Source organism: Leptolyngbya sp. FACHB-60, assembly GCF_014695775.1.
Classification (GTDB): domain Bacteria; phylum Cyanobacteriota; class Cyanobacteriia; order Phormidesmidales; family Phormidesmidaceae; genus Nodosilinea.
Window position 1 is genome coordinate 1 of record NZ_JACJOX010000003.1, and the last position, 22,853, is coordinate 22,853.

Below are 22,853 nucleotides of genomic sequence, written 5' to 3' on the forward strand. Positions count from 1 at the left end.
GACTATGACCAGGAGTTATACAAAGCACGGCATCTAATTGAGAACTTCTTTGCCAAGCTTAAGCAGTATCGAGCGATTGCTACCCGCTACGATAAGCTCGCAGAAACCTTTCTTAGTGCAATCTACATGGCGGCTGTCGTGATTTGGCTTAATTGATGACACGCCCTAGGCCTCGGATGGTAGATATTATCCGAGGCTTAGTATTCTGAAATTGAGTTCGTGAGTCTACAGTCAATAGATTCAATAGTTGTAATGTCCGTTTTGAGGTACTCCCTTGTCCACTGATGTGGTCGCCCTATTTCCTTGGCCAAGTTTTGTAGCGGTCGTGCTGCTGCTGGTGCAGTTGCCGATGGTGGCGGTACTGCTGTCGCGGTTGATGCAGGGTCCCTTTCGCAGACCACCTCTGGCTCCAGTGCCCCCTGACCCCGATCTGCTAGGCACGGTTTCGGTAGTGGTGCCTACGCTTAACGAAGCAGATCGGATACGCCCCTGCCTGGAGGGTTTGATCCGTCAGGGCTACGAAGTGCGGGAAATTTTAGTCGTAGACAGCCGCTCAACCGACGGCACCCAGTCGGTAGTTAATGCTTACCAGGCTCACGACCCACGGTTGCGCCTGCTAGAGGATGACCCTTTGCCCCAGGGTTGGGTCGGGCGTCCCTGGGCCTTAGACTACGGCTTTCGCCAAACATCAACCGCTAGTACCTGGGTGTTGGGCGTCGACGCTGATACTCAGCCTCAGCCTGGCCTAGTGGCAGCTTTAGCCAAAGCGATGAACAGCGAGAGCTATGACCTAGTGTCCCTCGCGCCTCGGTTCATTCTCAAGCACCCCGGCGAATTCTGGCTGCAGCCCGCTTTGCTAATGACACTGGTGTACCGATTTGGCCCGGCGGGCAGCCCCAGTGGCTCGTCGCAGCGGGTGATGGCTAACGGCCAGTGCTTTATGGTGCGGCGATCGCTGCTCGAAAAACTCGACGGCTATCAGGCCGCCTCTACCTCTTTTTGCGACGATGTGACCCTGGCTCGCCACGCTGCGGCCCAGGGTGCCAGAGTGGGCTTCTGGGATGGCACTCGCCTACTAAAAGTGCGCATGTACGAAGGCATGGCCGAAACCTGGCGCGAGTGGGGCCGCTCCCTTGACCTCAAAGACGCGGCTTCAGCCGCTCAGGTCTGGTGGGATTGGACATTTCTTGCCCTGGTGCAGGGGTTGCCCTGGGTGCTCGTACCGGGGCTAGGGGCGCTTCAGCACTTTGCGCCCGCATCGTGGTCGTTGACACTACAGAGCTTGCTTGTCGTGAACATGGGCTTGCTCTTTATGCGCTTGGGCATGCAGGCGGCGGTGTCAACAGCGTACGATCTCGAAGGAGCACCAGGAGCTTGGGCTTTTTGGCTGTCGCCCCTAGCCGACTTGGCAGCGGTAGCGCGCATTGGGCTCTCTTCTTTGCGGCGGCCTACCCAATGGCGGGGGCGACAGTATCCAGTTGTGGACTAGAGCACAGGAGTAAAGCTCTAGGCATTCCAGCTCCTAAAGGGATGGCGAGCAAGGTTGGAGTTCTGATAGCGCGAGTCGTAACTCACCTCTGCACCTATCCAGTCAGGCAGGTTGACGACTTGATCAGCACTGGTAAGCTCAACCTCTGCAACGATCAATCCCTGATTTTCGCCCAGAAATTCGTCTATTTCCCACACTACATTCCCCAGGGGAAGGCGATAGCGCGTTTTTTCGATTAGGGGCGGCTGACAGAGGGTTGCCAGCATAGTCTGGGCATCGGCAACGGGAATGGGATACTCAAACTCAGGGCGCACTAGACCCACAGCCGGGCCTTTGAGGGTTAGATAGGCGCGATCGCCCACTCGCCTTACCCGCACAGTCCGCGCATCCTGAGTAGGAATGTAGCCCTGGCGGATCAATTCGCCCTGGGCAGCCTGACGCCAGCCATCACCCACCACCAAAAATTTTCGCTCAATTTCCTGACCCATCGGCTTACTAAGAGCTACCTTTGCAGCCTAGCCTAACTTGCTCTAGTCCAAGAGATTTAGTTACATCCCTGCATTGAGCGCTCCTCTGGCCTAGGAAATACGCCGCAGCACGTAGCTAGTCAGGTCTTGGAGAGCCTGGCGAGCGGCAGAGGGGGGCAGGTGCTCTAGACAAGCTGCTGCTAGGCGGGCATGGGTGGCAGCAAGTTCGCGCGATCGCGCAATGCCGGTGCTCTGATGCACCAAGTTAATGGCCTGGTCAAAATCATCGGCCTCAGAAAATTCCCGCTCAATTAGAGTCGTGAGAAAGGGATACTCAGCCATCGCGTAGAGCACAGGAGCCGTCAAGTTGCCACTCTTGAGATCAGAGCAGGCAGGCTTACCCAACACCTCATCAGAGCTAGTGAAGTCGAGAATATCGTCAACTACCTGAAAGGCTAGCCCCAAATGCCGACCGTAGTCGTAGAGCTGCTCAATTACAGTTTCCGACACGTTGCTCAGCACTCCTGCTGCCTTAGCGCTATTGGCCATCAGCGATGCTGTCTTGAAATAGCTCTTATCTAGATAGGCATCAATCGAGAAGCTAGTATCAAAGCGGTTCAGCCCCTGCTGGATCTCGCCCTCGGCCAGGTCCATAATCACCTGGGAAAGGAGCTTGACCACTCGCAGATTGTCGAGGTTGGCCAAATACCACGAGGCTTGGGCAAACAAAAAATCACCCGCCAGCACCGCAATGCGGTTGCCAAACCTGCTGTGCACGGTGGGCACTCCGCGCCGCACGCTGGATTCATCGACCACATCGTCATGCACCAGGCTAGCCGTGTGGATCATTTCGGTAATCTCGGCCAGGCGGCGATGCTTGGGAGTGATCTCTTGCCCCGGCAGGGTGGCCTTAGACAGCAGCAGCACAATCGCTGGGCGCACCCGCTTGCCCCCAGCGCCAAACAGGTGTTCGGCCGCTGCCGACAAAATGGGATGCCGCGACCCAACTAACCCCTTGAGATTGTGAGTCATCAGGTCAAGGTCGGACTCAACTGGCGCGAAAAGAGAAGTTACTGAAGTCATAGACCCCGGCAAGAGCGCTAAAGTTACGAATTTTTACATATTCTATCGTCATTCTAAGACAACCCCAGAAGGAGTATTGGTAAAAGCTCAGCCTTTTTTGTTGGCTATCAGACTATGGCCGGAGCTTAGTCAGTCGTTGACACTAGCACTAAACCCGCTGGTGGGCCTGCGTTACGCTCCTTAGGCCGACACCGCAGCATTGGCCAAACGGCCCGAACCGATTTACAAAATTAGCCCAAAATTTAAGTGACTTTACACCTCATATTTCTCACCCGACAGCAAAATGCCGTGATAGGATTAATTTAAGAATTTCTCAAGAAAACAAGTAGAGTCCGTCAGTTTTTTGTCTGACTTTGTCTTGTTTGCTTAATTGAATGAATCGATCGCGGTGCTAAGTGAGTTTCTTACTGGTTTCCTAGGCGCTCGGTCGTTTTTACTAGCTTCTACGGGCGTATTAGCGCCCAAGATTGTTGGCGAGCAACGTTCCTTCTGCAGAGAGGGAACTGGTCTTTGGCAGCACCTACTGCTGTTCTTGACCGTGCCTATGGCTCGTCAGGCATTGACGGTCTTCTCTTATCTGCTGCTGCCGACCATGACCTATTCTGCTTCTCTAGTCGTTATTCCGCTGCTAGCGATCGCCTATCTACTCCTGATCTACGCCATGCTCGTGCTAGCTCAGCGATTGAGCACCCGGCGTCGCTCCCAGGGTTAGCCCTTGGGGTTGGCCACCAGTTCTGGCAGACGAACCTGGCGTACGGTGGGTTGGTGACCCAACCATTGCACGGCCAAGCGCTTAAACTCAGGAGCCGAGCCACTCACGTAAAACTCTGTCGACCAGGCTGGGGTACTGCTGCGGAGCCCTAGGGCGTCCAGTTCTTTAGCAGCGGCCGCCACCATAGAAATCGCCGGATCAACGTACTGCATGGTGGCTGGCAAAATTGGCTTTAGCACCGGAGCTAAGTGAGGATAGTGGGTACAGCCGTACACCAGGGTGTCGATGTTGGCGGCAATTAGCGGTTGCAGATAGGTAGCAGCAACACGCTGAGCCTTGACGTCTTTAATTTGGTTTTGCTCAACGATGGGCACAAAATTAGGGCAGCCGACCTCCCACACCTGGCAGGTCGGGTTGATTTCTTGAATGGCGTGAGTGTAGGCACGGCTGGTGACAGTGGCCTGGGTCGCAATAACGCCAATGCGACGACCCTGCAAAGCTGCCGCTTGGGCCCCTGGCCGAATCAGTCCTAGCACCGGAAAAGGAAACTCACCCTGCACCGGGTCTAGGGCTAAGGCTGAGCTAGTGTTGCAGGCCATAATTACCATCTTGACCCCTTGGTCAGCCATCCAGGTCAAGATTTGGCGCACAAAGTAGAGAATCTCTTGGGGCGATCGCGAGCCATAGGGCAGTCGCGCCGTATCACCAAAATACACTACCGACTCGTTGGGCAGCTGGCGATAGATTTCTCGCAGCACGGTGAGGCCACCCACACCGCTGTCGAAGATGCCAATGGAAGCCGGTCGCGTAGCCAGCAAGCGATGGTCTAACCCGTTTTTCATGGGTGCTTATGCTTAGGGATGAAAAAATAATCTCACTGAGTCTACCGGTTTTTGAGCAGTCCCTAGTAGGTTGTGTGACAGTGCCGGTGAGCTCCAGTCGAGGGAACTGACAGCTTGTAGTATGCCGCCAAACCCGCCATAGAGTTGCCATACCACCGACACACCCCTGCTACATGATTTCAGTATCTTAAGGTTTGAGAAGGTTTAACCTGCCGCTATGACTATTTGGTGCAGCAGGTTCGGTTTTCTCAGGAGGGAAACCCCCATGTTTAAAGGCTTAGATCCTTGAAAATAGAGATGTTCTCAAAGCCATTAGCCCAGGGTTCTAGTTTTGAACTGAAACATCTGATGCAGACTGCCCTGCTGCCGTTGGCTAACCTAAATCTCTAGGGAAACAAAGTGACCCCTACCCCCGTCAAACGCATAACTACACCTGTAGCACTTTACGCAACCAGAAAGTTGTTATATTCTGGAGGAGTAAACTCATACTGGCTTCGAGTTTTGTGAGGACTCTAGCCGTCGGTACCGACATCAGGTTTTGCACCGTTGATTAAGCCACAGCTTCAGCAGACACACATCTGGATGACTGTTGGACGGGTGACTCTGCATTGCAAGTAATTAACTTAGTCCTGATCTTAAGGATCAGCGATGAGAATTGTAGAACCGCATCTTGCCAAAGCATGAGGGATGTGCGTATGAGACAGAACTTACAGTTTGATTGATTTCTCTCAGTTCAGTATTGAAGCCGATATAAGGCCGAGCAGCTCGCTATCTCTCCGTGTTTCGGCCCAGGCATTTTTGAAAGGTGATCGCTTTCTTATCAGTTTTTGGATTTCAGCATTCAGTGTTTGCTGCATCGTCAGTGGAGGACAAAGGTTAATTCATGGCTAAAACAAAGACCCGTACGTTAAAAAGCAAGCCCCTCTACAGTGCTGACGCTGTACGAACCTACCTCCATGAGATTGGCCGAGTACCGCTGCTCACCCACGAAGAGGAGATTATCTTCGGTAAGCAGGTGCAGTCCTATATGGCGCTGCTAGAGCAAAAAGAAGGCTTGACTGAGACCTTGGGCCACGAACCTACCCAAGGCGAGTGGGCTGAAGCTGCTGGTTTAGACGAAACTCAGCTCAACCACACTGTGCGTCAGGGCGAGCGCGCCAAGCGCAAAATGATTGAGGCGAACCTGCGTCTGGTAGTAGCGATCGCCAAAAAGTACCAGAAGCGCAACCTAGAATTTCTAGACCTCATTCAAGAGGGCACCCTTGGCTTGGAGCGCGGTGTTGAGAAGTTTGACCCCACTAAGGGCTATAAATTCTCAACCTATGCCTACTGGTGGATTCGCCAAGCCATCACCCGTGCAATCGCCCAACAGGCGCGCACCATTCGCTTGCCGATTCACATCACCGAAAAACTCAACAAAATCAAGCGGGTACAGCGCGAGCTGTCTCAGCAGCTAGGCCGCAGCCCCAACGCCAACGAAATCGGTGAGGCGTTAGAGCTAGAGCCCAAGCAAATTCGCGAGTTTTTGGTGCTGGCGCGGCAGCCCATTTCGCTAGATGTGCGCATTGGCGACAACCAGGATACGGAGCTGCAAGAGCTGCTTGAAGACGACGGCATTTCGCCTGAAACCTTCACTGCTCAAGAGTCGCTAAAACAGGATATTCGCAACTTACTGTCTGAGCTCACCCCTCAGCAGAAAGAGGTGATTACCCTGCGCTACGGTCTTGAGGATGGTAACGAGCTGTCGCTAGCCAAGGTGGGCAACCGCATGAATATCAGCCGTGAGCGGGTGCGCCAGCTAGAGCAACAGGCTCTCAAACATCTGCGCCGCCGCAAATCCACCATGCATGGTTACATCGCTAGCTAGGTGATTGTGCGGGCTTCTTTACCGCCCCTTGCTCAGGACAGACTTTTCTGGAGCAAGGGGCGGTTTTTGCTTTATACAACTTGGCTGCTCACTGTAAAACCAAGCTTCACCATGTGTCTCTACAGATAGCGCATGGTGGGGTGCGATCGCCTAACTTCGCCATCTTCGAGAAAGGTGAGCGGATCGAGGTAGTGGGCAGCGGCAGCAGCTATAACTAAAACTCGCCGGTAACGCGCTTCTCAAACTCTTGCCGCACGTCCTCAGCAATTTCGAGTGCCTTAGGGTAGATATCAGCGTGAGACTCTTTGAGCCAGGCAAGCAGGCGGCTGAACTGGGCGTTGCGCAATTCTAAATCGGCTTGAAAAATGGAAGCAGTAGCCATGTGCTGGGCATAGCTGGGGGGATGGCCCTGCTTAATAAACTGAGCCGTTAGGGCCACTAGGGCTTCTTTGCGAATATCGGGCTGGCTAGAGGCCATTGGAAAGTCCATGTGCAATCTCTCCCTAGGTACAAAAGCCCGCAGCCGTCAGTCAAGTCTGTGACCCGAGCAATGTACCTAGAATGCCCATCCTTCAGCCGCTACCCTGACGTGCAAGAAAATGTAACTCGGCGGCTCAGCACCTACCGACAGCAACTGTGCCCCTCTTGCCAGCGGTGTTGAGAAAAGATTGATGCCTAAGAAAACTTTAACCAACCGCTAATCGCGTCTAATTTGATGGGATCTGCGTTAAACACTATAGATGGCCATTTTTTTGTTGAGGTTCTGTATTTTTTGACGACCTCGAAGGTTACATAACTTAACAAAAAATACGGCGGTTCGTTGACGGAGTTGAAGCAAATCAGAAGTTTCTTAAGCCAGACTAGATCTGACCTTTAGCATGCGAAGAGACATGGCTGATGGTTTTTTAGCCCTGGTAGTTAATTCGCACGTTCCAGGTGCATATCCTCACGAGGCTGAGGTTTGCATCCTTCGCAACATCTCCCTAGGAGAGTAGCCATGAAACAAATTCCCGCCCCCTTTTGGACACTGATTCTTGGTATTGCCGTCACCCTGATCAGTCTTTGGGTGGGGCAAAACCACAATCTACTGCCGGTGCAGGCGTCTGAGCAGGCACCCTTGGTGGATGACCTATTTAACGTCATGATGACTATTGGCACAGCCCTGTTCATTGTGGTGCAGGGGGCGATCGTCTATTCGCTAATTCGCTTTCGTCAGCCCAAGGGCGACGATACCGACGGTCTGCCCATTGAGGGCAACCTGCCCCTAGAGGCATTTTGGACTGCCATTCCCGCTGTGATCGTTGTGGGTTTGGGCCTGTACAGCGTTGTGGTGTTTCAAGAAATGGGCGGTTTTTCGCCCGGTGGCCACCACGGCCACGGTGCCATGGTAGCCATGGCACCACAAGAGTCGTTGATCGATGTGGCCCCCCTGCTGGCTCAGGGCCTTGACGATGACACCGTCTTTGGCAAAACCCAGGTCTATGGCTTTGGTGCCAGCCCCCTGGTGCAGATGAATCAGCCTGATGTGACGGTGAACGTCACAGGTATGCAATTCGCCTGGATTTTTCGCTACCCCGATACGGGTATTACCGATGGAGAACTGCACATTCCCGTAGGTAAAGATGTGCAGCTCAAAATTGAGGCCCAGGATGTAATTCACTCTTTTTGGGTGCCCCAGTTTCGCCTGAAGCAGGACGCCCTGCCCGGTGAACCCGGTGAACTGCGTTTTGTAGCAACCCGCGAGGGCACTTATCCGGTGGTCTGTGCCGAACTGTGTGGGTCTTACCACGGCGCTATGCGAACCCAGGTGATTGTGCACTCCCCCGAAGACTACGCCGACTGGGTGGCCAGTCGTGTAGCCGAGGCAACGCCCACCACCACCGTGGCTCAACCCATTGAGAAAGCTACCGATGCCGAGTACCTGGCAGAAATCGCCCCCGATTTGGCGCGATCGCCGGTTCAAATCGCCCAGACAGGTCTAGTGAATCACTAAGGCCATATCTCACCGGGTTCATCCTCAACGGTCTAGTGCTGGGTCAAGAGTTAATTGTGGGTTAGGTGGAATGCCAGCAGAACTCAACAAAGTCAGGCAACGTTAGGTTGCACTTCGTTTCACCCAACCGACAAGACTTCCTAGTAAGTAGATTGACAGACACCTAAGCCACCGTGCTCCACAATTTTTATAGCCCTCATTAGCAAACGCTCTATGGCTCAAGCAGATATTTCGATAAAACCCACGGAGCTTCAGGGTGGCCACGGCCATCCAGACAAGTGGAAGTGGTACGACTACTTCACCTTTAACGTTGATCACAAGGTGATTGGCATTCAGTACCTGGTAACATCGTTTTTGTTTTACCTGGTGGGCGGCTTTATGGCGGTGCTGATGCGCACTGAGCTGGCCACCCCCAACTCTGACTTTTTGAGCCCCGAACTCTACAACGCCTTTTTGACTAACCACGGCACAATCATGATCTTTTTGTGGATTGTGCCGGCGGCGATCGGGGGGTTTGGCAACTACCTGATTCCGCTGATGATTGGGGCGCGGGATATGGCGTTTCCTAAGCTCAATGCCCTGGCTTTTTGGCTCAACCCCCCGGCTGGTGCGCTGCTAGCCGCCAGCTTCTTTTTGGGTGGCGGTGCTCAGTCAGGGTGGACCTCGTACCCCCCTCTGAGTGAGATTACAGCTAACCTGCCCCAGACATTGTGGTGTGTGACCCTGATTATGGTGGGTACCTCCTCCATTTTGGGGTCAGTAAACTTTCTGGTCACGATCTGGAAAATGCGGGTGCCCAGCATGGCTTGGGACCAGATGCCGTTGTTTTGTTGGGCCATGGTAGCCACCTCAGTTTTGGCGCTGTTTGCCACCCCGGTACTGGCAGCGGCCATGGTGCTGCTGCTGTTTGACATCAACTTTGGTACCTCGTTCTTTAAGCCCGATGCGGGCGGCAACGTGGTGGTGTATCAGCACCTGTTCTGGTTTTACTCGCACCCGGCGGTCTACCTGATGATTTTGCCCATCTTCGGCATTATGTCGGAGGTGATCCCGGTGCATGCTCGCAAGCCGATTTTTGGCTACAAGGCGATCGCCTACTCGTCTCTCACCATCTGCCTAGTCGGGCTATTTGTGTGGGTGCACCACATGTTCACCAGCGGCACTGCCCCCTGGATGCGGATTTTCTTCACCATCTCAACGTTGATCGTGGCGGTGCCTACCGGGATCAAAATCTTTAGCTGGGTGGCGACACTGTGGGGCGGCAAGATTCGCTATACGACCGCCATGCTGTTTGCGGTAGGCCTGCTGTCGATGTTTGTGTTTGGCGGCCTCAGCGGCGTCACCCTGGGTGCAGCTCCCTTTGACATTCACGTGCACGATACCTACTACGTGGTGGGCCACTTCCACTACGTGCTGTACGGCGGCTCGGTGTTTGGCATCTACTCGGGGATTTACCACTGGTTTCCCAAAATTACCGGGCGCATGCTGAATGAGCCTCTAGGCAAGGTGCATTTTGTGCTGACTTTCATTGGCACCATTATCACCTTTACCCCGATGCACAACCTTGGGATGCAGGGTATGCCCCGCCGGGTAGCCATGTATGACCCACAGTTTGCCCACCTGAACCAGCTAGTGACGGTCGGGGCCTACATTCTGGCGGTGTCGGTGATTCCTTTCTATTTCAACGTGATCTGGAGCTGGAGGAAAGGTAAGGAGGCTGGCCCTAACCCCTGGAATGCCATGACGATGGAGTGGACTACAGATTCGCCGCCGATTATCGAAAACTGGGAGGTGCTACCGGTGCTTACCCACGGCCCCTACGCCTACGGTATGGAGAGAGCGGATGAGGTAGGCCCGGCGGGTGAGCCGCTGCAAACACCGCGATCGTAAGGAGTTTGGCCCAGCGTTGACCTCGAAGTTGGGAGATCTAACTTTGGTAAGTTTTCTCACGGCGATCGCCCTAGTACCCTTTCAGTCAAAGGCAATCGGGTTAGGCTTGAATACAAGTCAAGCCGGGGCGATCGCATCGAGGCCAGCTTGCTCCTATCCTGCTTCACACTATTCACCCCCTGCTCTTTACCCTAGATAACCCTATGCAAGGCGCAATTGATTCTACCCCCGTGGTCACTGGCCACGAGGTGGCGGCCCACGAAGAGCACCAGGATTTGCGGGTTCTGGGCCTGATTACCTTCTTGGCCTCAGAATTTTTGATGTTTGCGGGCTTTTTTGCCGTATTTCTCGTCTTTCGCGGCAGTCACGTGCAGTGGCCACCGGAGGAAACCGAGGTTGAGCTGCTGCTACCGGCGGTGAACACTCTGATTCTGGTGTCGAGCAGCTGGGTGATTAACCTAGGCACCAAGGCGATCAAGAGGAACGACTTAGCGGGTATGCGCAAGTGGTTTGGCATTACCGCTGCCATGGGCGCGATATTTCTAGTCGGCCAGGTGTATGAGTATATGAACCTGGGCTACGGCCTCAAGACCAACCTGTTTAGCAACTGCTTTTATCTGACGACGGGCTTCCACGGAGCTCACGTGTTCATTGGGCTAGTGCTGATTTTGGGGGTGCTGTGGCGATCGCGCCGCGCCAACCACTACACCGACATCACCCACACTGGCCCTGAGATGGCCGAGATCTACTGGCACTTTGTAGACGTAGTGTGGATTGTGCTGTTTAGTCTCATCTACCTGCTGACGCTGATCTAAGCCAATTATCCCTAAAACGCAGAACCCCGGTTTCTTGAGAAACCGGGGTTCTTTTTACGCTATGGCCCTACCGTTTGGGCTGCCTTAGCGAGGCGTTACTTCTCCAGCGCGGTGAAGCGGTCTTTGGGGATCACCCCGTGAATACCCTTGACGATATCCACGACCTGCGACACCTCAAAGTCGATATCGGCACTGGCGTAGAGCAACGCATCGGCCTTAGTCAGCCCGTACTTCTCGTTCACAATCCGCAGGTATTCGCGCACTGACTTCTTCATAGCTTCGTCGAGGTCAGTGTCTAAGCCCACGGCAATCCAGGCGTCGGCGGTTTCACCCATGGGAGCAGGCAGCTCCATATTTTTGTGCAGCACTAGCTCAAAGGTAGGCAAGAGAGAACACTCGATCGCTGTCAGGGCTACTTCGCCATTGCCCTGGGCACAGTGGGGATCACCCGAGTAAAACAGCGCCCCGGGCACCTGCACCGGCAGATACAGGCTGCTGCCCCGACCCAGATGCTTGATATCGACATTGCCGCCATACAGCCCAGGCGGTACTGAGTTGGCCGCATCCTCTACCGCCGCAGGGACCACACCCATCAGGCCCATAAACGGTTTAAGTGGAATTTCTAAATTGGGTAGCCCATTGGAGGGCCGAAAGATACCAATTTCTCGCTCGGCGTCGATGGGAATGATCTTGGTGTAAATTGGGGCATCGTTTTCGGGATATTCGCCCGGTAGCGATCCCCTGCCGTGGCGGTTGGAGATGACGCCGTAGGGGACGCGGTAGGCGATGTCGAGGGTTCTGATTTCGAGCACGTCGCCGGGTTCAGCATCTTCAACGTAGATTGGCCCGGTGATAACGTGAGGGCCTGGCCCAGATTTGGGTACAGCGCCCTTAATGGTGAGCTGATCGGGCAGAATGTCATTGGCCTTGACGCCGCCACCGGTCAAAAACTCAACGGTGTCGCCCTGGTCGGCCAGAATGCCTTCGTGGGAAACCGTCTCCATGCGAATGCGATCGCCCGATTTGACGGTCAGAATCGGCTCGCTATCAGGCTTAAACAACTCTCCCCAGATCACGTTGCCGGGCACTGACTGAACGTCGTAGATTTCAAACTGGGCTGCAGCGGGGTCAAACCACGACGACCAGGCTGTTGCCACCAGCAGACAAACCCCAACTCCACTTACAAGCTGCAACAGCCGTTTGGACGCTTTCAGGGACGGCTGGCGCTTAATTCGCTTAAACAATTTCATCGGCTTAACGGACCATAAACGCCTAATTGACCAGATCTAGTGAACAGGGTTCTAGGTGCTGCCGTTGTAATATCTATTACTTAAATTGTGGCAACAAGCACTTTCAACCCCATCTTTGCGGCCAAAAGGAAAAAATAGCCGTTTTCGCGGGGGCGTTGGCCTTTGGCCAGTCGTTGACCATCGCCCCCTCTTGCATCCAAACAAGAGCCTACAACGGGTATTAGCGCCACCCAATGGCTAAATCTCCAGCCGGCCTTTCAGCACCTCATAGAGCACGCGGGAGAGTTCGCGGCGCTGGAGGTATTGGCGATCGATGGGGGTGCGGCCAAAGGCCTTGTCGTAGACCTCAGGCATGGCGCGCTTGACCAAAAACGAGAGCTGTTCGCGGGTGATGGGGACATCGGGGGCAAAGCGGTCTTTGCTAACTCCGGCGATCATGCCGTGGGCATAGAGGGTTTCGATCGGCATGTAGGCCCAGTGCTTACCGGGGAGAACATCCTTAAAGGTTGGCCCCGAGGTGGGGTCAGGCAGGGTAGTGGGCAGCTTGAGCACGTTGACCAGAGCCGTGGCCACCACCGCCCGGTTGACCGGGGCATGGGGTCTAAAGTTCAGATTCTTGGGGTTTTCGCTGCGAATAATACCTGCCGCCGCCAGCACCTGGATGGCCTCAAAGTCGGCGTCGGCGTGGCTGACGTCGTTAAACCAGAAGATGGGAATGCCATTGCGGGCTACAAAGCCCTGAATCTTGCGAATGTGCCGTTCTTCGGTAGCTAGCACTCTAGGATCTAACCCTGTCCATACCGCAAACACGGCGAGGAAGCCGCTGGCTTCACCGATCGCCCACTCCATCGGGTGCATGCGGTAAGCGGCGTTAGTGATGTGGGTGGTGCCCAGGCTCTTGGCCGACAGCACCAGGCCATCGGTATCTCGGGGCACGAGGGAGCCTAGGGGCAGGCTAAAGGGTAGGGCCACCACATCTTTGCCCCTTGGACTGACATGCCCCTTGGCGTCGTTGCCGTGCAGATCCATATAGTGGTATTGGCCAATGCCCACCGAGTCGTCAAAGCACCGCGCCCGCGCCTGGTCGGGGAAAAAAGTTTCGGCCACATCCTCATGGCGAACGGTGGTGAGGGCGATGCCGCGGCGGGCTTCGCGAATATAGGGTTCGAGGGCAATGCCGTCGCTGGTCCAGGTGAGGTCGCCTCGGGGTTTGAGGTCGGCGGCTCCGTGGGTTTGCAGGTAGTGAACGTAGGCCCGCGCCCGCTGCCTGGCCCGCTGAATGTGCAGCGCCCGCTCTTCGCGACTAACGCCTACCAACCGACCGGGGCGGTAGTCATTGCCACAGCAAAAAGCGCGATCGGGCTCGCTAGAGGTGCCCCAGTTGAGCACGGCGACATCACCAGGAACGACCTTTTTATCGTGGGTATGCGACCTGAGCAACCGTCGATAGCGAAAGATGCCAAAATCGCTAAAGAAACTCCACTTTTGCCACTGGTCGGGCTTGGGCTTAGTCCAAAAGGTGCTGGTAAATTCCTTGAGGCCAATCCAGCCTTCGGTTTCGAACCCGTCGGGCTTACCGATGGGCACCCCTCTGCCCTGCGCCGTGTGCTCTACCACCACGTCGAAGGTGATCGATTGCTGGCACTGGGGCCGGGCATCTTCGGGCAGAATGGCCTCGCCAGTCTCGTGGCGGGCTTCCTGACCCACGCGAGAGGGAATATTGCCGACCTCTAGCAAATCCCCCAAGTCGGTGGCTTCGACGGTAACTTTGGCGTTGACGATGAAGGTGTGGCCCCTCTGGGTGTCGCGGCAGATGACACCCTGCATGCGCGATCGCCCGTTCACCGTCTGCATCACCACCTGAACCGGCTCCGCAAAGGGAATTAGGGTGAGGCGACCGTCGCGCAGATAGGGCAGCAGGGCCTCATTCAGTGCTGTCGCGGCCACCACTGGGGTGGTCGCCAAAGGGCTTACCCAGCCGCCGCCGGGGTTGGCCACCTTTTGGCCACCCACCGGTTGCAGCTCGCGCTGGCGATCGCGGAAGGCCCGCTGCGCCTTAGAAATCGCAAATTCTTCGCCATCGACCGTGTAGAGCGTGGCCTTGGCCTGGAGCAGGTCGCCATCGTCGGAGGCGGGCAGCGCCTGGGCGGTAAACTGTCCCCCCACCACTTTGTGAGGCTGCACCAGGCACACGTCTAGGTTCAGCCGTAGGGCGGTTAGCGTCGTAGTGTAGGCCGCCGTCGAGCCGCCAACTACGAGAATCGAGCAGGTTAGCGCTGCCCCGCTGGCCGGGCGGGTAAAAGCCCCCTCCGAAAAAATGCCATTTCGTTGGGTGATGGGGTTAGACGCGTTGGCCATAGTGAGGGTAAGTCTTTGGGTTGCAACGATTTTAGGCTAGGCGGCCGGTGGCGCGCCAGGGCTGCCCCACGGGCGACATGAAGTTTTATAGGACGATTATTTTTTGGTTAGAGCGTTAGTCAAAGGTGAGAGGTAAGGAAATTTCGATCTGTAACTAAATCGTGAGGTCAGGTCTACCCGCTGGGCGAGGTCTTGCTGCGCCTGCTGGGTTTATAACGAGTCAAGACAGACACTTCACTAATTACTGGTGAGTGCGACTTTTCTCAGGAGACTTTTCATGACTGTTAATGCGATCGCGTCAAAGCTTCAGCGCCTTTTGTGCGTTGGCCTCGCTACTCTGGTAATTGGCTCTAGCCTGGTGTTTGGCTTTAGCACCCCAGCAGCAGCTCTGGGTAACGAAGCCGGAGATATTGTGCAACAGCGGGCTGAGAGTGAACTTGACCGCATTAGCAAGGACGGCGACACCGTCAATCAGGTCAAGGTCCGGCTTCAAGAAGGCCTGGGTGGTGTACCCGCTGATGTAGACAAAGGCACTAAGCGTGGCCTTAGCGATCGCGAGCTTGGCAAGGCTCAGAGAACTCTTGACCGCACCCAGAACGCTGTTGAAGACGCCGGTAATGCCGCCAAAGACTCCGCCGAAGGCGTTGTAGATTCTGTCAAAGGCTTCTTTAACCGGTAGAGCGGTTGCCTTGGCAAAATTGCTTTTAATTTTTCATTTTCGCTGATTTGCTTGTAGCAGCTTCAACTTTGGAGCTGCTTTTTTGTCGGGTTTTGAAAACTACCCCAAACCTGAAAGCGCTGCCTGGACACCCTTGACGGTGCCCACGCCCTTGGTCCCTGTGGTGCAAGCGATTTAGATTTAGACTGGAAACAGTATTCTCTGGCCTTTTGCGGCATTCCATGACCCTGACTGAACAAATGCTCGCTGGCCTACCAGGACATCCTTTGACAGGGCTTCAACGGGCTGACGACCTGTGGCTGCGCTATCGCACCGGCAATCTACCCGAGCAGCAGGTGATTCACCAAACCGAAACGCTGTTGGAATCGGTTGAGTGGGATGTAGTGATTTGCGGCGGCACCTTGGGGGTGCTGGTGGGGGCAGGGCTGGCCCAGCGGGGCTGGCGAGTGGCGTTGCTTGAGCGTGGCCTGTTGCAGGGCCGCGAGCAAGAGTGGAACATCTCTCGCCACGAGCTGAAGACCCTGACGAAGTTGGGCCTGCTGTCGGAATCTGAGCTAGAGGAGGCGATCGCAACAGAATACAACCCGGCTCGCATTCAGTTTGGTGATGGCGAACCGCTGTGGGTTAATGACGTGCTCAACGTCGGGGTTGACCCCAAAGGCCTGCTAGAGCAGCTCAAGGCTAAGTTTTTAGCCGCCGGGGGCCAGCTGTTTGAGCACACCGCCTTTGACTCTGCCCAGGTGCACTCCAACGGTGTGGTGGTGCAAGCCGGTCAGGCGTTTACCACTCGCCTGCTGATTGACGCCATGGGCCACTTTTCGCCCTTGGTAAGCCAGGCGCGGAGCACGGCCAAGCCCGATGCGGTGTGCCTGGTGGTGGGCACTTGCGCCGAGGGATATCCGCAGAACGATAAGGGCGATTTGTTGGTGTCGTTTACGCCGCTGCGACACCAGTGCCAATACTTTTGGGAGGCATTTCCGGCGCGGGACGGGCGCACCACTTACTTGTTTACCTATCTCGATGCCGACCCTCGACGTTTGAGCCTGACGGATTTGTTTGAAGAGTACTGGACGCTGCTGCCGGAGTATCAGGGGGTGAGTCTGGAGGAACTGAGGGTCAAACGGGCGCTGTTTGGCTTCTTTCCCTGCTATAAAAACAGCCCATTGCGCTATCCCTGGAGCCGTGCCCTAGCGGTGGGCGACAGCAGCGGTAGCCAGTCGCCCCTGAGTTTTGGCGGCTTTGGGGCCATGATTCGCCACCTGGAGCGCTTGGTGACGGGCATTGATGAGGCTTTGGGGTGCGATCGCCTCGACTCCACTGCCCTGGGCGCACTCCAGCCCTACCAGCCCAACCTGTCGGTCACCTGGCTATTCCAAAAATCGATGAGCGTGGGGGTTGACCAGACCCTCTCTGAGCAGCACATCAACACCATGCTGACGGCGATCTTTGCCGCCATGGCTGAGTTGGGCGAGCCTACCCTCAAGCCCTTTTTGCAGGATGTGGTGCAGTTTCCGGCCCTGGCCAAGACCCTGGCGGTCACATCCCTTAAACATCCGGCGCTGGTGGCCAAGATTATTCCCCAGGTTGGCTTGGGGGCTTTGGTTAGCTGGCTGGGGCACTACAGCAGCCTGGCGGGCTACAGCGCTTTGGAACCCCTGGCCCGCGCCCTGAGTCCAGTAATTGAGTCATTGCCACCGGTGCCGCGATACTATAGCCATCGGTGGCGCGATCGCTTGTTCTATGGCAGCGGAAAGGATTACGACGTTTAAATGACCTATTCTGCATTGCCCCGCGAGCGCCTCTATCAAGAGCTGCAACGACCCATAGCTCAGGTGAGCCTGGCCCGAGCAGCGCTGTATATTGCTCAAGAAGAGTACCCCCAACTGGTGGTGAACGATTACCTGGCGATGCTCGATCGCATGGCCGAAACCCTGCGGCAGCGATTGCCCGAAGATCGTTACCCCCTCAAAATTATTCACGCCATCAATGACTATTTGTTTGGCGAACTCAACTTCAGCGGCAACAGCGTTGACTACTACGACCCGCGCAACAGCTTTCTCAACGATGTGCTTGAGCGGCGGGTGGGCATTCCGATCACGCTGTCGCTGGTGTATTTAGAACTGGCCGAGCGCATTGGCTTCCCCATGGCGGGGGTCAGCATGCCGGGGCATTTCTTGATTCGCCCTACAGTGAAAGAAATGGATATTTTTGTAGATCCGTTTCACCGGGGCGAAGTCATGTTTGAGCAAGACTGCCGCGAGCGGCTCAAGCAGATGTTTGGCGATCCCGCCCAGCTAGAGCCTCAGCAACTGCTCCCGATTAGCCCGGCCACCTTTTTGGTGCGCATTCTGACCAACCTGAAGCTGATTTATCTGCAAAATAGAGATGTCCCCAAGGTGCTAGATGCCATCAACCGCATCTTGCTAATTGCCCCCGAGGCAGTGGGCGAATGGCGCGATCGCGGCCTGATCCACTATCAGCAGGGAATGCTAGATCAGGCTCGGCTCGACCTAGAGCGCTACCTCTACCAGCACCCCGACGCCGTCGATGCCTTTGAAATTCGCCGGGTGATTGAGCAAATCGAGCGCGTGCAAGACGAACCATGACCAACACCCTCAAAGCCCCTCAACAGCAACCTGAATCTTCCAAAGCTGACGCATCTCCCCTGCTGGCGTTCTATCGCTCGCCCATTGGCAAAAAGCTGATCACTGGGTTCACGGGGCTGGCGTTGGTCACCTTCGTGCTGGTGCACATGGCCGGCAATCTGCTGCTGTTTGTCGGTCGCGATGCTTACAATGCTTACGCCCTGCTGGTGAGCAACTTTAATGTTGTCTACTATGCGTTTGAGCTGGCGCTGACGGCGATCGTGGTGCTCCATGCCTGGGTTGGCATTGAGATTTTTTGGCGCAAGCGGCAGGCGCGGCCCGAGGGCTACAGCACCTACCAGTCGGCGGGCGGCTCCAGCTACCAAACCCTCAGCTCGCGCACCATGATTATCACCGGCCTGGCGCTGGCGGTGTTTTTAGTCATTCACCTGCGGACGTTTAGGTTTGGCACCTACTACCCTACCGAGCTAGGCGGCGACACCGTACGCGACCTGGCCCGGCTGGTGATCGAGAAGTTTCAGGAGTTGCCCTACGTAGTGGGCTACACCGTCATTTTGGTGCTGCTGGCCTCTCACCTGCGCCACGGGTTTTGGAGCGCGCTGCAATCGATGGGGCTATTAGATAAAGGGATTCGGCCTTTGGCCTATGGGACGAGTGCGGTGGTTGGCGTTGGTATTGCGGCAGGCTTTTTGGTGCTGCCTTGGGCGATCTACCTGGGTTTGGTGAGCTAAGCATGAACCGTGGACTTGCTTAGCATTGGCGAAGCCTCTCCAGCAGATAATCGCTCGTACTTGCTTCGCGTTGGTCTGAACTTGTTTCGCACTGGCTTGTACTTGCTTTGCGCTGGTCTGTACTTGCTTCGCGCTAGCCCGTACTTGCCTCGCACTAGCCTGTACTTGTTTCGCGCAGGCCTGCACTTGCTTATCACCGGGCTGTGATTGCTTGTTACCAAGCTGTGATTCCTGGTGCCCAGGCTCTACCTGGGCATCAATCTAGTGGGGCTCTACCACCAAGTAGGGTGGGCACCGCCCACCTTCAACCTGCCTCTCTCACCAGAGATTTTGATGGGAAGGGTTTGGTGGTGAGTGAATGTGTAGGTGGTGGGCATTGCCCACCCTACCCACTGTGCCGGTTTGCGATTAGACAACCGGGGGTCTGCTGCTTGTAGCCCAGCCGGGCCAAAACAGCAGACCCCCGATTTCGTTGCAAGATTTTGGTCAGTATCACCATCCACTGGTTGGGTTGGTCGGTGGGCAGCGGGTCGCTCCAGTCGTTGGGGTCGGCGTAGCCGTAGGCGTGGAGGATTTTGATGGTGCGGTCTATGCCTGCCAAGCTGCCGTAGAGCATATGGCGCACCTTCTCAGGACGGGGATGTGATTTAGCAGGCTGGGGAGGCGGAAGATTTGACGCGCCAGAGGCGTCAGGGTCGAGATATTCAAACATCGGTTCTGTCTCCAGTTGTGGTTGAGGAAGACAGAACGCGAAAACCCCAGCCACCCGCAGTTGAAGTGCAAACTGAGGGGGCTAGGGTACGATGAGCCTAGCCTCGCAATCTGCGTGTTAGATTTGCGGGGTTAGCTGTCTGTTGGTGGTTCCAGCACCTTCAGGCAGCGCCAAGATTTTCGAGTTCTGTGTGGTCACCGTTCTGCTCAAACGGCTTAATGGATGAGTGTACTAGTGCGATCGCTCCCCGTCAACAGTGAAAGAGCGATCGGGGTCACGGATGCTCTTGAAGATTGCAAACCCAAAAGCTGCCGGATAAGCATCCAAAGAGATGGCTTATTAAGCATAATTGACAGATAAGATTTGCAAAACTCAGGCGTTAGCCATCAAAACTGACTGATAACACTCTTAAGTTAGGGGTTCATCCAGCAGTTTTGACGCTTAATCCATAGTTATGCTCCAAGGTAAATACGGTTACATGGGAATGATATATGGCTACATGGGATCATGACATCGTAACTGCTTTGAGCAATCTTGGCGGCAGTGCAAGCTACGATGCTATCTACGCCGAGATCGATCGTTTACGTGATAACCTCCCACAGACATGGAAAGCAGTGGTTCGACGTAGAATTCAAGATCTTTCATCCGATTCAGCTGGGTTCAAAAATGGCGATGACCTGTTTTTCTCTGTCAAAGGGCTTGGTTCTGGTATTTGGGGTCTTCGTTCGTTTGTTAGAAACACGCCAACAGCTTCAGACTTGCCGTTAGGCAACCCAAATCCACACCGTGTACCAACGCAAACCTATCGTGTGCTGCGGGATACTGATCTCGCCCGGAAAATAAAACTGTTTCACCGAAATTGCTGTCAAATTTGCGGTCTAGCAATTCCACTTTCTGACGGCAGTACCTACGCCGAGGCGCATCACATCAAGCCTCTTGGTTCGCCTCATCACGGTCCCGATACTGCTGCCAACATTCTTGTACTTTGTCCTAATCACCACGTTCTATGTGATTACGGTGCGATCTCATTACAATTAAACGGGCTGCGAGTAGTGCAGGGTCATTCAATTGATCCTGAAATGATCGCATACCATAACTATCGATTTGCCTCCAAAACACAGCGTAACGGCCCCCTTGCAACGAACGGTTTAGAAGATAATGGTGACAAGTAACACTTATCTTCCACCGTTGAAGGGAAACGTTAGTGGTAGAGCGATCGCATTCTCCGCTGTAGGTTAGGTTAAGCGCGCAAAACCCAACACACACTCACTCTGCACCAACCTTTCTCGGCAAACAAACCTCGCTATCCCCCCCCAACCTATAGAAGACACAGCTGCTCTTGTAGATTGCAAGCCCAAAAGCTGCTGGACAAGCCCTCTCACCCGGTGTGCATCCAGCATAATTGAGGAATAAGCGCTCCAACCTTAGGAGTTGACCATCAAAGGTAGTCGATAACACCCTGAAACTGGAGGCTCATCCAGCAGTTTTGACGTTTAACATAGTTAGACATCTTCCTTGGGCTGATCCAAATATTCCCCCTCATAAAACTACCTTCGTTTAGTTAGGACTGAGGTTCAGCATATATTGAGATCATGCTGGCAGTTAGTGTAGAGGGAGTTACAAATGGGAGCGGGAAATATTAAATATAGCGGCCTGCACAGAAGACTGATTGAAAGCTGGTTTGATAGATAGTGTTGACTACTGAGCGATCTGTGTAGTATGGCAGTTAATAACGAACTAATTGTTACACTTTTTATTCTGGTTGCAACCAGCTTAGCTATTAGCTATGGCTTTGGTGTTAAAGCTCAACGTCTTCCCTTTTCGGCAGAAATTGGATTTAGTGAACAGCAGTTGTCATTTTTGAGGTGGTGGGTCAAGTTAGCCTTAGTTGCTGGTGTTTTATTGCCTATTGCTTTATGTGTTCAGGCTTGGGAACAACCTTCCTCATTAGCGTTCTGGAGAAGTTACCTACTGGTAGTCGCTGTGCAGCTAATCTCTGAGCGCTTGTTCAGTCAGTGGTTAGTCTCTAGTGTCGTAGTGCCCATTGGCTTTTGCTACACCGCTTTTCGATTGTGGCAATTACTGAATGGATTCACCTGGCTATCATTGTCCCATTTGGCATTGGTGGGTTTTATTGGTGTTGTGCTGTTCTGGATTGCAAACTTGGCGATGTTGATGACGATAGCAATTCCAGCGATTTCTAAAAGACAAGGACTTCAAGAGTAGATTTTTAGGTTGGGGCAAAGATCGCCTGCGCTTAACAGATAAAGTTATAGAGCGATCGCATTTTCTGCTGTAGGTTGGGTTGAGCGCGCGTAGGCTTTTCCTTCTCGCAGAGTAAGCCAACGAGAACGTGATTATTTGCCAACATCATGCCCTAATACCAGCTTCCAGAAGCTAGAAACCCCTTCTCGTGGTAGAAACCGAGGCAGCGTAGCAAGAATAGGATTAATGGGGTTGCCAGGAACCACGATCGACTCTCGTTTTTCAAATGCTTTCAGGGCATCTCGTACAACAGTCTCAATCGGCGTGTCAAATTTCGCAGCTACGTTAACTAGAAACGGTGGAAATCCTGCTTCTTTGAAGAATTTAATACCGGCTGGGCCTGGACAAACGGCTAGCACATGCACTCCATAGCTACGATTTTCTGCCCACAAAGCTTCACTGAAGCTGAGAATAAAGGCTTTCGTTGCGGCGTAGATCGAGAAGTAGGGCATAGGCTGAAACGCTGCCACCGAAGACAGATTGATTACCCCTCCAGTTTGTCGCTGCCGCATCCCCGGTAAAAAGCGATGGGTTAGATCCACAATTGTCGCGATATTGAGCTGCACCGTTTTAAGCTGAAAGTCTCGATCGCTTTCGGCGAAATCACCGTAATCTCCAATTCCAGCATTGTTAACCAACAAATCGACCGAGCGTCCAAGTTGCTGCACAGTTTGAAAGATCGTTTCTGTAGCACCTACTGCTGTCAAATCTTGGACAATAATATCTACTTGAATTTGATATTGATGATTGAGTGAATTGGCAAGTTCCTGTAGCTTGTCCTGGGAGCGAGCAACCAGCACAAGATCCGTTCGACGCGCTGCTAATTGTTGGGCAAATGCTGCACCAATGCCGGCAGAGGCTCCGGTAATTAAGGCTGTTGTCATGCAATCTTACAGGTTTGCTTTACTAGCATACATTGGACTAAATTCATAATTTCTGCATCACCCTAGAGAATTATTGCGTCGACAATCAAGGGAATAGTGATACGGTAGCCGTGTCTAACTACTCGGTTGCAGCGGGCAGGCAGAAGCGCTGGAACGATCTTGAGGAGTGCCTGGTACCGCTGAACCGGCTCATTGCTGCTAAGCCACGTT

The 22,853-nt window shown here is 54.3% G+C and carries 21 protein-coding genes; 13 read left to right on the forward strand and 8 right to left on the reverse strand.

Going from position 1 to position 22,853, the window contains the following annotated elements:
• On the forward strand, positions 1 to 156 hold a 156-nt coding region (locus H6F57_RS00225), incomplete at its 5' end, for a transposase (RefSeq protein ID WP_190507635.1).
• Between the two features lie 118 nt (positions 157 to 274).
• On the forward strand, positions 275 to 1,489 hold the full coding sequence (gene cruG / locus H6F57_RS00230; RefSeq protein ID WP_242042912.1) for a 2'-O-glycosyltransferase CruG: 1,215 nt from the start codon (positions 275 to 277) through the stop codon (positions 1,487 to 1,489).
• Positions 1,490 to 1,506: 17 nt separating this feature from the next.
• Here the strand turns inward: cruG and H6F57_RS00235 are convergent, their stop codons facing one another.
• Both H6F57_RS00235 and sds read right to left on the reverse strand, forming a co-directional pair.
• Positions 1,507 to 1,977 carry a CYTH domain-containing protein gene (locus H6F57_RS00235; RefSeq protein WP_190624924.1) on the reverse strand — a complete coding sequence of 157 codons (471 nt, stop codon included), beginning with the start codon at positions 1,975 to 1,977 and terminating at the stop codon, positions 1,507 to 1,509.
• 90 nt (positions 1,978 to 2,067) lie between these two features.
• Entirely contained in the window at positions 2,068 to 3,039 is a 972-nt protein-coding gene (gene sds, locus H6F57_RS00240) for a solanesyl diphosphate synthase (RefSeq protein ID WP_190624925.1), read from the reverse strand.
• 544 nt (positions 3,040 to 3,583) lie between these two features.
• Between sds and H6F57_RS00245 the strand changes: the two genes are divergently transcribed.
• Positions 3,584 to 3,751 carry a hypothetical protein gene (locus tag H6F57_RS00245; RefSeq protein WP_190624926.1) on the forward strand — a complete coding sequence of 56 codons (168 nt, stop codon included), beginning with the start codon at positions 3,584 to 3,586 and terminating at the stop codon, positions 3,749 to 3,751.
• Here the strand turns inward: H6F57_RS00245 and murI are convergent.
• Positions 3,748 to 4,593 carry a glutamate racemase gene (murI, locus tag H6F57_RS00250; protein WP_190624927.1) on the reverse strand — a complete coding sequence of 282 codons (846 nt, stop codon included), beginning with the start codon at positions 4,591 to 4,593 and terminating at the stop codon, positions 3,748 to 3,750. The two genes, H6F57_RS00245 and murI, sit on opposite strands and share 4 nt — an antisense overlap.
• Before the next feature lie 883 nt (positions 4,594 to 5,476).
• Between murI and H6F57_RS00255 the strand changes: the two genes are divergently transcribed.
• Positions 5,477 to 6,460 carry an RNA polymerase sigma factor, RpoD/SigA family gene (locus tag H6F57_RS00255; RefSeq protein WP_190624928.1) on the forward strand — a complete coding sequence of 328 codons (984 nt, stop codon included), beginning with the start codon at positions 5,477 to 5,479 and terminating at the stop codon, positions 6,458 to 6,460.
• 214 nt (positions 6,461 to 6,674) lie between these two features.
• Here the strand turns inward: H6F57_RS00255 and H6F57_RS00260 are convergent, their stop codons facing one another.
• Positions 6,675 to 6,950: a hypothetical protein gene (locus H6F57_RS00260; protein WP_190624929.1), complete on the reverse strand. Its 276-nt coding sequence runs from the start codon at positions 6,948 to 6,950 to the stop codon at positions 6,675 to 6,677.
• 507 nt (positions 6,951 to 7,457) lie between these two features.
• Here H6F57_RS00260 and H6F57_RS00265 point away from each other — a divergent pair.
• The 3 genes from H6F57_RS00265 to H6F57_RS00275 all read left to right on the forward strand — a co-directional run bounded on the left by H6F57_RS00265 (position 7,458) and on the right by H6F57_RS00275 (position 11,158).
• The gene (locus tag H6F57_RS00265; protein WP_190624930.1) at positions 7,458 to 8,453 is read left to right on the forward strand and encodes a cytochrome c oxidase subunit II; all 996 of its coding nucleotides are present in this window, start codon (positions 7,458 to 7,460) and stop codon (positions 8,451 to 8,453) included.
• A gap of 213 nt (positions 8,454 to 8,666) precedes the next feature.
• Positions 8,667 to 10,343, forward strand: a complete 1,677-nt coding sequence (ctaD, locus tag H6F57_RS00270) for a cytochrome c oxidase subunit I (RefSeq protein WP_190624931.1) — start codon at positions 8,667 to 8,669, stop codon at positions 10,341 to 10,343.
• 203 nt (positions 10,344 to 10,546) lie between these two features.
• The gene (locus H6F57_RS00275) at positions 10,547 to 11,158 is read left to right on the forward strand and encodes a heme-copper oxidase subunit III (protein ID WP_190624932.1); all 612 of its coding nucleotides are present in this window, start codon (positions 10,547 to 10,549) and stop codon (positions 11,156 to 11,158) included.
• Positions 11,159 to 11,253: 95 nt separating this feature from the next.
• On the opposite strand, the gene H6F57_RS00280 is transcribed toward H6F57_RS00275, so the two are convergent.
• Entirely contained in the window at positions 11,254 to 12,408 is a 1,155-nt protein-coding gene (locus H6F57_RS00280) for an acetamidase/formamidase family protein (protein ID WP_190624933.1), read from the reverse strand.
• Between the two features lie 237 nt (positions 12,409 to 12,645).
• A complete protein-coding gene (locus H6F57_RS00285; protein ID WP_190624934.1) occupies positions 12,646 to 14,766 on the reverse strand; it encodes an FAD-dependent oxidoreductase in 2,121 nt (706 codons plus the stop codon).
• Positions 14,767 to 15,043: 277 nt separating this feature from the next.
• Between H6F57_RS00285 and H6F57_RS00290 the strand changes: the two genes are divergently transcribed.
• The 4 genes from H6F57_RS00290 (at position 15,044) to H6F57_RS00305 (ending at position 18,782) form a co-directional block, all read left to right on the forward strand.
• Positions 15,044 to 15,445, forward strand: a complete 402-nt coding sequence (locus H6F57_RS00290; RefSeq protein WP_190624935.1) for a hypothetical protein — start codon at positions 15,044 to 15,046, stop codon at positions 15,443 to 15,445.
• 221 nt (positions 15,446 to 15,666) lie between these two features.
• Entirely contained in the window at positions 15,667 to 17,214 is a 1,548-nt protein-coding gene (locus H6F57_RS00295; protein WP_190624936.1) for an FAD-binding oxidoreductase, read from the forward strand.
• Positions 17,215 to 18,051, forward strand: a complete 837-nt coding sequence (locus tag H6F57_RS00300) for a tetratricopeptide repeat protein (protein ID WP_190624937.1) — start codon at positions 17,215 to 17,217, stop codon at positions 18,049 to 18,051.
• Positions 18,048 to 18,782 carry a succinate dehydrogenase cytochrome b subunit gene (locus H6F57_RS00305; RefSeq protein ID WP_190624938.1) on the forward strand — a complete coding sequence of 245 codons (735 nt, stop codon included), beginning with the start codon at positions 18,048 to 18,050 and terminating at the stop codon, positions 18,780 to 18,782. Before H6F57_RS00300 ends, H6F57_RS00305 begins: the two co-directional genes overlap by 4 nt.
• A gap of 385 nt (positions 18,783 to 19,167) precedes the next feature.
• Here the strand turns inward: H6F57_RS00305 and H6F57_RS27320 are convergent, their stop codons facing one another.
• Entirely contained in the window at positions 19,168 to 19,494 is a 327-nt protein-coding gene (locus H6F57_RS27320) for a hypothetical protein (RefSeq protein ID WP_199289491.1), read from the reverse strand.
• Between the two features lie 491 nt (positions 19,495 to 19,985).
• Here H6F57_RS27320 and H6F57_RS00315 point away from each other — a divergent pair, with 491 nt between their 5' ends.
• Entirely contained in the window at positions 19,986 to 20,666 is a 681-nt protein-coding gene (locus tag H6F57_RS00315; protein WP_190624939.1) for an HNH endonuclease, read from the forward strand.
• 547 nt (positions 20,667 to 21,213) lie between these two features.
• Positions 21,214 to 21,720: a hypothetical protein gene (locus H6F57_RS00320; RefSeq protein ID WP_190624940.1), complete on the forward strand. Its 507-nt coding sequence runs from the start codon at positions 21,214 to 21,216 to the stop codon at positions 21,718 to 21,720.
• Between the two features lie 131 nt (positions 21,721 to 21,851).
• On the opposite strand, the gene H6F57_RS00325 is transcribed toward H6F57_RS00320, so the two are convergent.
• The gene (locus tag H6F57_RS00325; RefSeq protein WP_190624941.1) at positions 21,852 to 22,643 is read right to left on the reverse strand and encodes an SDR family oxidoreductase; all 792 of its coding nucleotides are present in this window, start codon (positions 22,641 to 22,643) and stop codon (positions 21,852 to 21,854) included.
• Positions 22,644 to 22,853 lie beyond the last annotated feature (210 nt).